Here is a 13,226-nt window from a genome sequence, read left to right as displayed (position 1 = left end):
GCGGAAAGCCCCGCGTCAGCCGGCGGCGCGGCGGCGCCCCTGCCAGGCGAAAGCGGCGAAGACGCCGAGCAGCGTCAGCGCCAGACCGTACCAGGTCAGCGCATATTGCAGGTGGTTGTCGGGGATGCGCGCGATCAGCTCTTTGGCATCGACGCCTGCCGGCGGCGTCAGCCCGTCGCCCTGGCGCTCGGCCTCGAGATAGAAGGGCGCGGGCGGCAGGTTCAGCGCGGCGGCGATCGCGGCGGGGTCGCGCGTGTAGAATTCCCGCTGGGCCGGCAGATCGTCCGGCGTGAAGGAGCCGCGGGTTTCCGGCGCGCGGAGATAGCCGATGATCGTCGCCGGGCCGCTGGCGGGGGTGATCTGCGCGAGCCGGCCTTCCGGCACGAAGCCGCGATTGACCAGGATGACCGCGCCGTCCTGCAGGCGGAAGCCCTGGAAGATCCAGCGCCCGAAGCCGGAGAGCTGCCGTGTGCCGGGCCCGCCCGAGGCGATGGTGGTGCGCACGCTGGCGAAGGGGCCCTCGACGAAGCTGCCGCTGGCGGTCACCCTCGTCAGATCGAGCCGCGCCGGATCCAGCCCCGCCCAGCCGGCGCTCGCCGGCATCGCGGCCGGCGGGCCCGACGCCTGGGCCGCCAGACGGTCGATGAAGGCGCGTTTCTCGCTCATCCGCATCAACTGCCATGTGCCGAGCATCACCAGCACGATCGTGCCGGCGATCGTCAGCAGCGTCGGCCACAGCAATGTCCGGCGCCGCTCACCGGTCTCGACCGCGCTCATGGCCGGCTCCGGCCCTCTCCGGCCTTGTTGGCGAATTGCAAGGCCACGGCGAGCCCCTTCATCGGCCTGAGCAGCCCGACGCAGACGATCACCGCCAGCGGCAGCCACATCACCAGGTGCAGCCAGATCGGCGGCTCATAGGTGATCTCGACGAAGAGCGCCGCGCCGAGCACGGCGAAGCCGGCGATCAGCATGATGAAGACCGCCGGCCCGTCGGCCGAATCGGCGAAGCCGTACTCGAGCCCGCACACCTCACACTGTGGGCGCAGGGCCAGGAAACCGTGGAATAATCGCCCTTCGCCGCAGCGCGGGCAGCGGCCGGTCAGGCCGGTCTGGTAGGGTGAGGGCAGAGTGGGGTCGGGCGCGGCCAAGGCGGCCTCCTCAAATGCGAAAGGCGGCCGAGGCCGCCTTTCAGGACGATGCGAGCCGGCCCGGTCAGTGGGCCGCAGGCGCTCCGGCGCCCCAGACATAGATCGCCGCGAACAGGAACAGCCACACCACGTCGACGAAGTGCCAGTACCAGGCCGCGAATTCGAAGCCGAGATGCTGGTTCGGCTTGAAATGGCCGAGATAGGCCCGGTACAGGCAGATCGCCAGGAAGATCGTGCCGATCACCACATGGAAGCCGTGGAACCCGGTCGCCATGTAGAAGGTCGAGCCGTAGATGTGCCCGCTGAAGGCGAAGCTGGCATGCGAATATTCATAGGCCTGGCAGGCCGTGAACAGGATGCCGAGGATCACGGTCAGCCACAGGCCCTGCTTCAGCCCGTTGCGGTCGCCATGGATCAGCGCGTGATGGGCCCAGGTTACGGTCGTGCCCGAGGTCAGCAGGATCAGCGTGTTGAGCAGCGGCAGATGCCAGGGGTCGAAGGTCTGGATGCCCTTGGGCGGCCAGACGCCGCCGGTGAACTCCTGGCGGGTGAAGTTGATCGCCTCGTTGGCATAGAGGCTGGCGTCGAAATAGGCCCAGAACCAGGCGACGAAGAACATCACCTCGGAGGCGATGAACATGATCATGCCGTAGCGGTGATGGATCTGCACCACGCGGGTATGGTGCCCCTCCTTCTCCGCCTCGCGGATGACGTCCATCCACCAGGCCAGCATGGTGTAGAGCACGCCGAGCAGGCCGATCCCGAAGACGAGGGGGCCGACCTTCATGCCGCCCAGCGGCATCGCCTTCATCCACATCACCGCGCCGATCGCCATGATCGTCGCGCTGATCGCGCCGACGAGCGGCCAGGGGCTCGGGTCGACGAGATGGTAGTCGTGGTTCTTGGTATGGGCCCCGGCCATCGTGACAGTCTCCGCGTCGATTTGTGCGCCGTGATGATGCGCGCGTGTTTACAGCTTCGTCTTGGCCGAGTCACCCGGCGAAACGGCGGCCTGGTCGGGCACTGCCGCCGCGCCGGCCCCCGGCTTGGTCGGAAAATAGGTGTAGGAGAGGGTGATCGCCTTGATGCCGTTCATCTCGCGGTTCTGGGCGATCTCGGGATCGATATAGAACACGACCGGCGCCTCCAGCGTCTCGCCCGGCTGGAGCGTATGCTCGGTGAAGCAGAAGCACTGGATCTTGACGAAGAACGCCGCGCTCTTCTCGGGCGTCACGTTGAAGCTGGCGATGCCGGTGGTCGGTTTGTCCGAGCGGTTGGTGATCTTGTAGAACACCGTCCTGGTCTCGCCGACGCGCAGGCTGACCTCCGGCGTCTCGGGCTCGAAGCGCCAGCCGAGCTTGGGCGAGACATTGGCGTCGAAGCGCACCGACATCGTCCGGTCGAGGATGACGCTGGCGCCGGCGGTGCCCACCATCGGCGTGCCGCCGAAGCCGGTCACGCGGCAGAACAGGTCATAGAGCGGCACCGCGGCGAAGGAGAGCCCGACCATGCCCAATGCGACGCCCGAGCAGATCAGCGCCGTGCGGCGGGTCGCGGTCTTGCGGCTGTCGGGCATCGCTGCTGTCATTACAGGGGCCTGTTCAGGATGGCTGGCCCCGTCTTCACGAGCGTGACCAGGAAGAAGAACACCACGAGCCCGCCGAGCACCAGGGCCAGCGCGATGTTGCGGCGCCGGCGCCTCGCCATGTCCTCGGGCGAGAAGGCGGCCGGAGGCAGAGCGGGCTTGCCATCCTCGCTCATCATCCCAGCACCTTCGGCAGGGCCCACATCAGCCCCAGGCTGTTCTCGGCCAGCAGCACGGCGAAGAGCAGGAACAGATAGAGGATCGAGAAGCCGAACAGCGCATAGGCGGCCTTGTAGGCGGCGTCGCCCTCGGTGGTGCGCAGCACCCTGACCGCGAGCCCGATCATCGCCAGCCCCGTCACCACGGAGACCACGAGATAGGCGAGGCCGCCGAAGCCCATCAGCGCCGGCAGCACCGCGACGGGCGCCATCACCAGCGAATAGGCCAGGATCTGGCGGCGCGTCGCCGCCGGGCCGGCGACATTGGGCAGCATCGGAATGCCGGCGCGGGCGTAATCCCCGGCCTTCACCAGAGCCAGCGCCCAGAAATGCGGCGGCGTCCACAGGAAGATGATGGCGAAGAGGACGAGCGAGCGGATGCCGAAATCCCCCGTCACCACCGCCTCGCCGATCATCGGCGGGAAGGCGCCGGCGGCACCGCCGATCACGATGTTCTGCGGCGTCCAGCGCTTCAGCCACATCGAGTAGACGACGGCGTAGAAGAAGATGGTGAAGGCCAGCATCGCCGCCGCGAGCAGGTTGGCGACGAGGCCGAGCACGATCACCGAGCCGATCGACAGGGTCAGCCCGAAGGCGAGCGCCTCGGAGGGCTGGATCCGGCCGGAGGGAATCGGGCGCTTGGCGGTGCGCGCCATCAGCGCGTCGATATCCGCGTCGTACCACATGTTGAGGCAGCCCGAGGCGCCGGCCCCGACGGCGATCGCGATCAGCGCGGCGAGCCCGATCACCGGATGCACCGCGCCCGGCGCCGTCGCCATGCCGCCCAGCGCCGTCACCACGACGAGGAACATGACGCGCGGCTTCAGCAGCGCGAAGAAATCGCGCGCCTCGCCCATGGAGGTCAGCGGCAGGGTCTCGGATCGGGTCTCGAACGCAGCGGACATCGGGTTACGTGGTCTCTTCGCTCTGGACGCTGTCGCAGCGCCGCGGCTGAAAGGAAGCGGCCTTGCCGCCCATCGCCGGAACGCCGCATCCGGCGCTCGGGGGAGGGGCGGCGGCGGGCCCGGCCGGGCCCGCCGCCTCGAAGTCTCAGTGATCCGAGCCGGTGATCCGCGGCAGGGTCTCGAACTGGTGGAAGGGCGGGGGCGACGGCAGGGTCCATTCCAGCGTCGTCGCGCCTTCGCCCCACGGATTGTCGCCGGCCAGTTCCTTCCGCGCGAAGGCCGTCCAGACGCCGTAGAAGAAGATCAGCAGGCCGGCCGCGAAGATGTAGGAGCCGATCGAGGACCAGAAATGCCAGCCCGCGAAGGCGTCGGGATAGTCGACATAATGGCGGGGCATGCCGGCCAGCCCGAGGAAGTGCTGCGGGAAGAACAGCAGGTTGGCGCCGAAGAAGGCCACCCAGAAATGCAGCCGGCCGATCCAGTCCGGGATCACATAGCCGCTCATCTTCGGGAACCAGTAGTAGAAGCCCGCGAAGATGCCGAACACGGCGCCGAGCGACAGCACATAGTGGAAATGCGCCACCACGTAATAGGTCGCGTGCAGCGAGCGGTCGACGCCGGCATTGGCCAGCACCACGCCGGTGACGCCGCCGACGGTGAACAGGAAGATGAAGCCGATCGCCCAGACCATCGGCGCGGTGAAGCGCAGCGAGCCGCCCCACATCGTCGCGATCCAGGAGAAGATCTTGATGCCGGTCGGCACCGCGATGACCATCGTCGCGAACACGAAATAGCGCTGGGTGTTGAGCGACAGCCCGGCGGTGTACATGTGGTGGGCCCAGACGATGAAGCCGACGACGCCGATCGCGACCATGGCATAGGCCATGCCGAGATAGCCGAAGATCGGCTTCTTCGAGAAGGTCGAGATGATGTGGCTGATCATGCCGAAGGCCGGCAGGATCATGATGTACACCTCGGGATGCCCGAAGAACCAGAACAGGTGCTGGTAAAGGATCGGGTCGCCGCCACCCGCCGGGTCATAGAAGGTCGTGCCGAAATTGCGGTCGGTCAGCAGCATGGTGATGGCGCCGGCCAGGACGGGCAGGGCGAGCAGCAGCAGGAAGGCGGTGACCAGCACGGACCAGGCGAAGAGCGGCATCTTGTGCAGCGTCATGCCCGGCGCGCGCATGTTCAGAATGGTGGTGATGAAGTTGATCGCGCCCAGGATCGAGGCGGCCCCCGCCAGATGGAGCGAGAGGATGCCGAAATCGACCGCCGGTCCGGGATGCCCGGTTGAGGAGAACGGCGGATATACCGTCCAGCCCGTGCCGACGCCCTTGGTGCCGGGCGCGCCCTCGACGAAGAGCGAGATGATCAGCAGCACGAAGCCGGCGACCGTCAGCCAGAACGAGATGTTGTTCATGCGCGGGAAGGCCATGTCCGGCGCGCCGATCATCAGCGGCACGAACCAGTTGCCGAAGCCGCCGATCACCGCCGGCATCACCATGAAGAAGATCATGATCAGCCCGTGGCCGGTGACGAAGACGTTGTAGGTCTGGCCATTGGCGAAGATCTGCAGGCCGGGCTGCTGCAGCTCGATGCGCATCATGATCGAGAGGAAGCCGCCGACCAGCCCCGCCATGATCGCGAAGATCAGGTAGAGCGTGCCGATATCCTTGTGGTTGGTCGACATCAGCCAGCGGCGCAACCCGGTCGGGTTGGCGTGCTCGGCCTCATGTCCGTGCCCGTGAGCGTGCGGAGCCGCTGTTGCCATGGCCTTGGTCTCCTTGTGCGAAGTCACTTCGCGTCAGTCATCGTTCAGGTCTTGCACCGTCGATATGGGACGGCGGAGCGGTTTGCGAAGAAGGTCACTCGGACGCAGTCGCGACCTTGCTGCCGGCATCGGAAGCGTTGGCGAACTTCTTCTTGGATTCCTCGAGCCAGGCGGCGTAGCGCTCGGCGCTGACCACGCGGAAGGCGATCGGCATGAAGGCGTGGTTCTGGCCGCAGATGAACGAGCACTGGCCGTAATAGATGCCTTCGCGGTCGGCGCGGAACCAGGTCTCGTTCAGGCGGCCGGGAATGGCGTCGATCTTGATGCCGAAGGACGGCACCGTGAATTTGTGGATCACGTCGGCGCCGGTGACCTGCACGCGGATGACCTTGCCGACCGGCACGACCGCCTCGTTGTCCACGGCCAGCAGGCGGGGCGCTTCCGCGGCGGTGATCTTGTTGCTGCTGATCGCCTCGGCGCGCTGCGCCTCGTCGAGCATCAGCGAATCGAAGCCGAAGGCGCCGGCGGCCTGCGGGTACTCATAGGACCAGTACCATTGCTTGCCGGTCACCTTCACGGTGATGTCGGCCTGCGGGATCTCGAGCTGCAGCTTCAGCAGACGGAAGGAGGGGATGGCGATGACGACGAGGATCAGGACCGGGATCACCGTCCACGCCACCTCGAGCAGGGCGTTGTGGGTGGTGCGGGAGGGGGTCGGGTTGCGCTTCTCGTTGAAGCGGAAGGCGACATAGACCAGCAGCGCGAGGACGAAGATCGAGATCGCGAAGATGATGACGTTCAGCCAGTCGTGGAACCAGTTGATATAGGCCGCCACCTCGGTGACCGGACCCTGCAGGTTCAGCTGCCACGGCGTGGGCTGCCCGGTGCCGGCCGAAGCGATCTCAGGGGCGAGCGTCGCGGCGCCGGCGACGATCGCGCTGGCGGCAACTGTTGCAAGGGTCCTGCTCAGAAATCGCATCGGTCCGACTTAGCTCCTCATCAAGCCCGCCACGGGGCCCTGCTCGGAACCTGCCCCATGCGCGGCGGGGCGAGGCCGCTGGGCCCGCCCGCTCTTCGGCATTGCGATAAATCAAAGATCACGCTTGCGCCAGTGGGGCAATGCGAGCGTTTCACGCAGCCCATGCGGCATAATCGCGCGAGTTGACTCGCCCGTCGCGGCCCGCCGGCGGGCTCTCGCCTTGACAGGACAGGGCCTGCATGGTCCCAACGCACTCATGGTGCGGCGGCGCCGGGCGATGCGGGCGAGGCGGCGCGGCTGCCGGCCCGATCGCACCGATCCGGCAATGATCGCTTCCCTTCGGGGAGGGCGACGAGGAGGTTTGGCAGGGATGGGACATTTCATCCGACCCGTCTGGTTCATCGGGCTCGTTCTGGCGGCCGGCATCGCGAGCCTCGGCTCGGCCTCGCCGGCGTGGGCGCAGGGCGCGGTGAAGGCGACGCATGGCGACTGGCAGATGCGCTGCGAAGTGCCGCCGGGGGCCAAGGCCGAGCAATGCGCGCTGGTCCAGAACGTCGCGGCCGAGGACCGGCCGAATCTGACGCTGCTCGTCATCGTGCTGAAGACGGCCGATCAGAAGAGCCGGCTGTTGCGCGTCGTCGCGCCGCTCGGCGTGCTTTTGCCCTCCGGCCTCGGCCTGAAGATCGACGACAAGGATATCGGCCGCGCCGGCTTCGTGCGCTGCCTGACCACGGGCTGCGTCGCCGAGGTGGTGATGGACGACACCCTGCTCGGCCAGCTCAAGGGCGGCAAGAACGCCACCTTCATCGTATTCCAGACACCGGAGGAGGGCGTCGGCATCCCCGTCTCCCTCAACGGATTCGGCCCTGGCGTGGAGACCCTGCCGTGATTGACGCGACTTCGCCCCGTTTGCGGGTCCTGGCCCTGCCGCTCCTCTGCCTCGGGCTCGCCGGCTGCGGCTCCTCGGGATCCTCCTCCCAGCCGGGCACCTTCGAGACCATCGGCAACATCGTGATGTTCCAGTCGACCCGGCCCCCGGTCGCGCCGCAGCGGACGCAGGGCGAGGTCGCGGCGCAGCGCGAGGAGGATAACCGCTTCTCCTGCCCCGAGGTGATCATCACCGATGGCGGTGCGGCGCTGCGCGCCCAGTCGGGCCCCGACAGCAGCAGCCTGCGCCATCAGATCTCGATCCTGAACGTCGCGCGCGAATGCACGGCGCAGGGCCAGTCCGGCGCCTTCAGCCTCAAGGTCGGGGTCGAGGGGCGCGTGCTGCTCGGGCCGGCCGGCTCTCCCGGCGCCTATTACGCCACCATGATCACCGAGGTGAAGCGCGGCACCACGACGGTGGCGCGCCGTGCCTCGCGCGTCGGCGGCTCCGTCGGCTCCGGCCAGGGCGGGGCGAGCTTCGCCCATGTCGAGGAGGGGATCATGGTCCCCGCCGGCCGCGGCGATGTCGAGATCTTCGTCGATCTCAAGCCCGGTGGCGCCGCCCCGGGCCGCAGCCGCCGGCGCTGAGCCGGCGCCATAAGCTGCGGATTGGGGTCGCTCGCGGATTGACTTGAGCGAGCCCTCCAGTATCAGTGGCGGCAGCCGCAACATCCCCGCGGGAGAGACCGGGACCGGATTCGTCCGGAGCCCGGCGCCGAAGGCGCAACCGCCCCGGAAACGCTCAGGCAAACGGACCGCGTGGGAACTGGCGCTCTGGAAAGTGGCGGAAGCGATTCCGCCCACCGACGGGTGTAACCTGTCCGGCCTGTCGGTCGGCACGGGGAAATCTCTCAGGTTCCAAGACAGAGGGGGCGCGCTCCGGGCACATCCGTCCGGGGCTTGCGCTCGATTCTGGAAGGGGCCGACCATGGCTGCCGATGTTGACGTTGCCGCTGCCGCACAGGCCGAGGCCGCTGCCCCGCTCAAGACGCCGCTCCATGCCCGCCATGTCGCGCTCGGCGCCCGCATGGTGCCCTTCGCCGGCTATGACATGCCGGTGCAATACCCCACCGGGATTCTGACCGAGCATAATTGGACGCGCGAGAAGGCCGGCCTCTTCGACGTCTCGCATATGGGGCAGGCCTTCCTCATCGGCCCCGACCATGAGACCACGGCCCGCGCGCTGGAAGCGCTGATCCCCGCCGACATCCTCAACCTCGCTCCCGGCAAGCAGCGCTACTCCCAGCTGCTGAACGAGGAGGGTGGCATCCTCGACGATCTGATGGTCTCGCGGTCGCTCGACGAGGACGAGGACGGCGCGCTCTATCTCGTCGTCAACGCGGCCTGCAAGACCCAGGATTACGCGCATATCGAGGCGCGCCTCCCGGCCAATGTGAAGCTGGTCAGGGCCGAGCACCGCGGATTGATCGCGCTGCAGGGCCCGGCCGCGGAGCAGGCGCTCGCTGCGATCGCGCCGGAGGCGGCGGCGATGGGCTTCATGTCCCAGCGCACCATCCGGGTCGCCGGCATCAAGGCCAATGTCAGTCGGTCGGGCTATACCGGCGAGGATGGCTACGAGATTTCCGCCGCCGCCAGCCGGATCGGCGAGATCTGGGACACGCTGCTGCTCGATGAATCGGTCAAGCCGATCGGCCTCGGCGCGCGCGACTCGCTGCGGCTGGAAGCGGGGCTGTGCCTCTACGGCCATGACATCGACACCACGACGTCTCCCGTCGAGGCCGGGCTGACCTGGTCGATCCAGAAGCGTCGCCGCGAGGAGGGCGGCTTCCCCGGCGCCGCCCGCATCCAGCGCGAGCTGGCGGAAGGCCCGGCCCGGATCCGCGTCGGCCTGCTGCCGGAAGGCCGTGCCCCGGCCCGCGAAGGCGCGGAGATCGCCACGCCGGAGGGCGAGACCGTCGGAACCGTCACCTCCGGCGGCTTCGGCCCCACGCTGAACGCGCCCTGCGCCATGGGCTATGTCGCCAGGGCGCATGCCGCGCCGGGCACGAGGCTCGACCTGATCGTCCGCGGCCGGAACCTGCCGGCGACCGTGGCTCCGATGCCCTTCGTCCCCAACCGCTACAAGCGCTGACCCCGATCTCGCCTTCGCCCGATTTATCGCCGAACCTTCCCTATCCCCAGCATCGCTGCCGCCAGGAGCCCGTCATGGCCGAGACCCGCTACACCAAGGATCACGAATATATCCGCATCGAAGGCGATACCGGCATCGTCGGCATCACCGACTACGCGCAGGGCCAGCTCGGGGACGTCGTCTTCGTCGAGCTGCCGAGCATCGGCAAGAGCGTGACCAAGGGTGGCGAGGCCGCCGTGGTCGAGAGCGTCAAGGCGGCGTCCGAGGTCTATGCACCGGTCTCGGGCGAGGTGGTCGAGGTCAACAGCGAGCTCGAAGGCGCGCCCGGCACGGTCAACGAGGATCCGGCCGGCAAGGGCTGGTTCGTCAAGCTCAAGCTCAAGGACCCGGCCGAGCTGGAAGGGCTGATGAGCGAAGGCGAGTACCAGAACTACGTCAAGACGCTCTGAGCCGCACGGCCCGCGCCGCCCTCCCGCGGGGGCGGCTTCATCGAACCCTGAGCTCATGGGCTCCCGGCGCCTGTCCGCGCCAGAGCCCGCCATGACCGAGGATGATCATGCGCTATCTCCCGCTGACCGACACCGACCGCGAGGACATGCTCGCCCGCATCGGCGTCGCCGATATCGACGCGCTGTTCAGCGACGTGCCCGCCGACAAGCTGCTGAAGACGCCGGTCGATCTGCCGCGCGGGCGCGGCGAGGCGGAGGTCGAGCGCATCCTGGCGAAGATGGCGGGGCGCAATCGCTCCGCCTCCTCGATGCCCTTCTTCGTCGGCGCCGGCGCCTATAAGCACCATGTCCCGGCGACCGTCGACCATCTGATCCAGCGCTCGGAATTTTTGACCAGCTATACGCCCTACCAGCCCGAGATCGCGCAGGGCACGCTGCAATATCTCTTCGAGTTCCAGACGCAGGTCGCGGCCCTGACCGGCATGGAGGTGGCCAACGCCTCGATGTATGACGGCTCGACCGGGACCGGCGAGGCGGTGCTGATGGCGCATCGCGTCACCAGGCGGCGCAAGGCCGTGCTCTCGGGCGGGCTGCATCCCCATTACGCCGCGGTGGTGCAGACCCTGTCGGAGATGGCGAGCGACGAGGTGGTGACGCTGCCGGCCGATATCCGCGCCAGCGAGGATATCCTGGCCGCGATCGACGACGAGACCTCCTGCGTCGTGGTGCAGTCGCCCGACGTGTTCGGCAATCTCCGCGATCTCCGCCCGATCGCCGAGAAGGCTCACGCCCATGGCGCGCTGCTGATCGCGGTGTTCACCGAGGTCATGTCGCTCGGCGCCGTGACCTCGCCCGGCGAAATGGGCGCCGACATCGTGGTGGGCGAGGGCCAGTCCATCGGCAACGCCCTGAATTTCGGCGGGCCCTATGTCGGTCTCTTCGCCGCCAAGGCCAAATATGTCCGCCAGATGCCGGGTCGGCTCTGCGGCGAGACGGTCGATGCCGATGGCCGCCGCGGCTTCGTGCTGACGTTGTCGACCCGCGAGCAGCATATCCGCCGCGACAAGGCGACCTCCAACATCTGCACCAATTCCGGCCTGTGCTGCCTGGCCTTCACCATCCACATGACCCTTCTGGGCCAGGCCGGCCTGGCGCTGGTGGCGGAAACCAACCACGCCAATGCCGTCAAGCTGGCCGAGGGGCTGGCGGGCGTGAAGGGCGTCGAGCTGCTCAACGAGACCTTCTTCAACGAGTTCACGCTGAAGCTGAGCCGGCCGGCCGCCGCCGTGGTGGAAGCCATGGCGGAAAAGGGCGTGCTCGCCGGCGTGCCGGTCTCGCGCCTGCTGCCGGGCCAGGGCCTCGACGATCTGCTGATCGTCGCCAATACCGAAGTCAATACGGATGAGGATCGGGCGGCCTTCGTGGCGGCGCTCGCGGAGGTGCTGTGATGCTGAACCGTCAGGGACGTCCCACCCAGGCCGGCGAGGGAGCGCAGGAGGCGCACGCCACCTTCACCGGCAACAGGGCGCTGCAGCAGATCGAGCCGCTGATCTTCGAGATCGGCCGCTACGAGACCACCGGCGTCGACATCGACAAGCCGGGCCCGTTCAAGAGCCGGCTCGGTAAGCTGGCGCGCAAGGACGGCATCGGCCTGCCCGGCCTCTCCGAACCGGAGGCGATGCGCCATTACGTCCGCCTCAGCCAGAAGAATTACGGCATCGATACCGGGCTCTTCCCGCTCGGCTCCTGCACGATGAAGCATAATGCCCGGCTCAACGAGAAGATGGCGCGGCTGCCGGGCTTCTCCGACGTCCATCCGCTGCAGCCGGTTTCGACCGTGCCGGGCGCGCTCGAGCTGATGCAGGAGCTCGCCCGCTATCTGATGGTGCTGACCGGCATGCCCGCCGTCTCGCTCTCGCCCAAGGCGGGAGCCCATGGCGAGCTCTGCGGCATGATGGCGATCAAGGCCGCGATCGCGGCCAAGGGCGAAGGCGAGACCCGCCGCACCGTGCTGGTGCCGGAATCCGCCCATGGCACCAACCCCGCCACGGCGGCGCTGATCGGCTTCGTGGTGAAGCCCGTTCCCGCCCGCGAGGACGGCACGGTGGCGGTCGAGGATGTGAAGGCGCTGCTCGGCCCCGACGTCGCGGCGATCATGCTGACCAACCCCAATACCTGTGGCATCTTCGAGCCGCAGATCGTCGAGATCGCCGCCGCGATGCATGAGGCGGGCGCCTATTTCTACTGCGACGGCGCCAATTACAACGCGATCGTCGGCAAGGCGAAGCCGGGCGATCTCGGCGTCGACGCGATGCACATCAACCTGCACAAGACCTTCTCCACGCCCCATGGCGGCGGCGGGCCGGGTTCCGGCCCGGTCGTGCTGTCGGAGCGTCTGGCGCCCTTCGCGCCGGTTCCCTTCATCCATCTCGAGGATGGCGCGCCGCGCCTCGTCGAGAATGTCGCTGATGCTCCGGAGGGCAACGCCCCCTTCGGCCGCATCACCGCCTTCCACGGCCAGATGGGCATGTATGTCCGCGCCCTGACCTATATGCTCAGCCATGGCGCCGACGGCATGAAGCAGGCCTCCGAAGATGCCGTGCTGAACGCCAACTACATCCGCGCCGGCCTGCAGGACCTGATGTCGCTGCCCTTCCCGGACCATCCCTCGATGCATGAGGCGCTGTTCGACGACGAGTGGCTGAAGGGCACCGGCGTCACTACGCTCGATTTCGCCAAGGCGATGATCGACGAGGGCTATCACCCGATGACCGTGTATTTCCCGCTCGTCGTGCATGGCGCCATGCTGGTCGAGCCGACGGAGTCGGAATCGAAGGCTTCGCTCGACCTCTTCATCGCCACCCTGCGCGACCTCGCCATGGCGACGAAGGGCAATGACAAGAGCCGCTTCACCGGTGCCCCGCATCACGCCCCGCTGCGCCGCCTCGACGAGACCCGGGCCGCCCGCCAGCCCGTGCTGAAATGGGTGAAGCCGGAGCCGATCGCCGAAGCCGCGGAATAGGCGCGGACCAAGCCACGGGCCTCGCTCCTCCGCTCCGGGCGCAAGCGAGGCCCGGGCGGTCGATCGCGGCCGCGTGGATGCTCCGTTTCGCTGCTGACATGGGCTGTCGCAGATTGCGCCGCCTCTT

Annotated in this window: 14 protein-coding genes and 1 riboswitch; of the genes, 6 read left to right on the top strand and 8 right to left on the bottom strand. The window is 67.9% G+C overall.

Features of this window, described 5'->3' with window-relative positions:
- Positions 1-15: 15 nt before the first annotated feature.
- From ASG72_RS00815 to coxB, 8 genes are all read right to left on the bottom strand, one after another.
- Positions 16-777, bottom strand: a complete 762-nt coding sequence (locus ASG72_RS00815) for an SURF1 family cytochrome oxidase biogenesis protein (RefSeq protein WP_056707620.1) — start codon at positions 775-777, stop codon at positions 16-18.
- Positions 774-1,148 (bottom strand): DUF983 domain-containing protein, encoded by a 375-nt coding sequence (locus tag ASG72_RS00810; protein ID WP_056707617.1) that lies wholly within the window; start codon positions 1,146-1,148, stop codon positions 774-776. The genes ASG72_RS00815 and ASG72_RS00810 overlap by 4 nt, the downstream gene beginning before the upstream one ends.
- A 64-nt stretch (positions 1,149-1,212) precedes the next feature.
- A complete protein-coding gene (locus ASG72_RS00805) occupies positions 1,213-2,070 on the bottom strand; it encodes a cytochrome c oxidase subunit 3 (RefSeq protein ID WP_056707613.1) in 858 nt (285 codons plus the stop codon).
- 48 nt (positions 2,071-2,118) lie between these two features.
- Positions 2,119-2,736 (bottom strand): cytochrome c oxidase assembly protein, encoded by a 618-nt coding sequence (locus ASG72_RS00800; protein ID WP_056707611.1) that lies wholly within the window; start codon positions 2,734-2,736, stop codon positions 2,119-2,121.
- Positions 2,736-2,912 (bottom strand): hypothetical protein, encoded by a 177-nt coding sequence (locus ASG72_RS20505; RefSeq protein ID WP_156395739.1) that lies wholly within the window; start codon positions 2,910-2,912, stop codon positions 2,736-2,738. Before ASG72_RS20505 ends, ASG72_RS00800 begins: the two co-directional genes overlap by 1 nt.
- Positions 2,909-3,856, bottom strand: a complete 948-nt coding sequence (locus tag ASG72_RS00795) for a heme o synthase (protein ID WP_056707609.1) — start codon at positions 3,854-3,856, stop codon at positions 2,909-2,911. The genes ASG72_RS20505 and ASG72_RS00795 overlap by 4 nt, the downstream gene beginning before the upstream one ends.
- Positions 3,857-4,001: 145 nt before the next feature.
- A complete protein-coding gene (ctaD, locus tag ASG72_RS00790) occupies positions 4,002-5,630 on the bottom strand; it encodes a cytochrome c oxidase subunit I (RefSeq protein ID WP_056709833.1) in 1,629 nt (542 codons plus the stop codon).
- Between the two features lie 94 nt (positions 5,631-5,724).
- A complete protein-coding gene (coxB, locus tag ASG72_RS00785; protein WP_056707606.1) occupies positions 5,725-6,609 on the bottom strand; it encodes a cytochrome c oxidase subunit II in 885 nt (294 codons plus the stop codon).
- Positions 6,610-6,979: 370 nt separating this feature from the next.
- Here coxB and ASG72_RS00780 point away from each other — a divergent pair, with 370 nt between their 5' ends.
- The 6 genes from ASG72_RS00780 to gcvPB all read left to right on the top strand — a co-directional run bounded on the left by ASG72_RS00780 (position 6,980) and on the right by gcvPB (position 13,099).
- Complete coding sequence (locus tag ASG72_RS00780) at positions 6,980-7,498, top strand: invasion associated locus B family protein (RefSeq protein ID WP_056707603.1); 519 nt, start codon at positions 6,980-6,982, stop codon at positions 7,496-7,498.
- Entirely contained in the window at positions 7,495-8,124 is a 630-nt protein-coding gene (locus ASG72_RS00775) for a hypothetical protein (protein ID WP_156395738.1), read from the top strand. The genes ASG72_RS00780 and ASG72_RS00775 overlap by 4 nt, the downstream gene beginning before the upstream one ends.
- A gap of 79 nt (positions 8,125-8,203) precedes the next feature.
- A riboswitch (glycine riboswitch) is annotated at positions 8,204-8,304 on the top strand.
- 160 nt (positions 8,305-8,464) lie between these two features.
- Positions 8,465-9,628 (top strand): glycine cleavage system aminomethyltransferase GcvT, encoded by a 1,164-nt coding sequence (gene gcvT, locus ASG72_RS00770; RefSeq protein WP_056707598.1) that lies wholly within the window; start codon positions 8,465-8,467, stop codon positions 9,626-9,628.
- 74 nt (positions 9,629-9,702) lie between these two features.
- A complete protein-coding gene (gcvH, locus tag ASG72_RS00765; RefSeq protein ID WP_056707595.1) occupies positions 9,703-10,077 on the top strand; it encodes a glycine cleavage system protein GcvH in 375 nt (124 codons plus the stop codon).
- Between the two features lie 107 nt (positions 10,078-10,184).
- Positions 10,185-11,525: an aminomethyl-transferring glycine dehydrogenase subunit GcvPA gene (gcvPA, locus tag ASG72_RS00760; RefSeq protein WP_056709831.1), complete on the top strand. Its 1,341-nt coding sequence runs from the start codon at positions 10,185-10,187 to the stop codon at positions 11,523-11,525.
- On the top strand, positions 11,525-13,099 hold the full coding sequence (gcvPB, locus tag ASG72_RS00755) for an aminomethyl-transferring glycine dehydrogenase subunit GcvPB (RefSeq protein WP_056709830.1): 1,575 nt from the start codon (positions 11,525-11,527) through the stop codon (positions 13,097-13,099). Before gcvPA ends, gcvPB begins: the two co-directional genes overlap by 1 nt.
- Positions 13,100-13,226 lie beyond the last annotated feature (127 nt).

The sequence above is a fragment of the Allobosea sp. Leaf344 genome (assembly GCF_001426225.1).
Taxonomy (GTDB): domain Bacteria; phylum Pseudomonadota; class Alphaproteobacteria; order Rhizobiales; family Beijerinckiaceae; genus Allobosea.
This window is presented reverse-complemented; position numbering and strand designations above follow the sequence as displayed.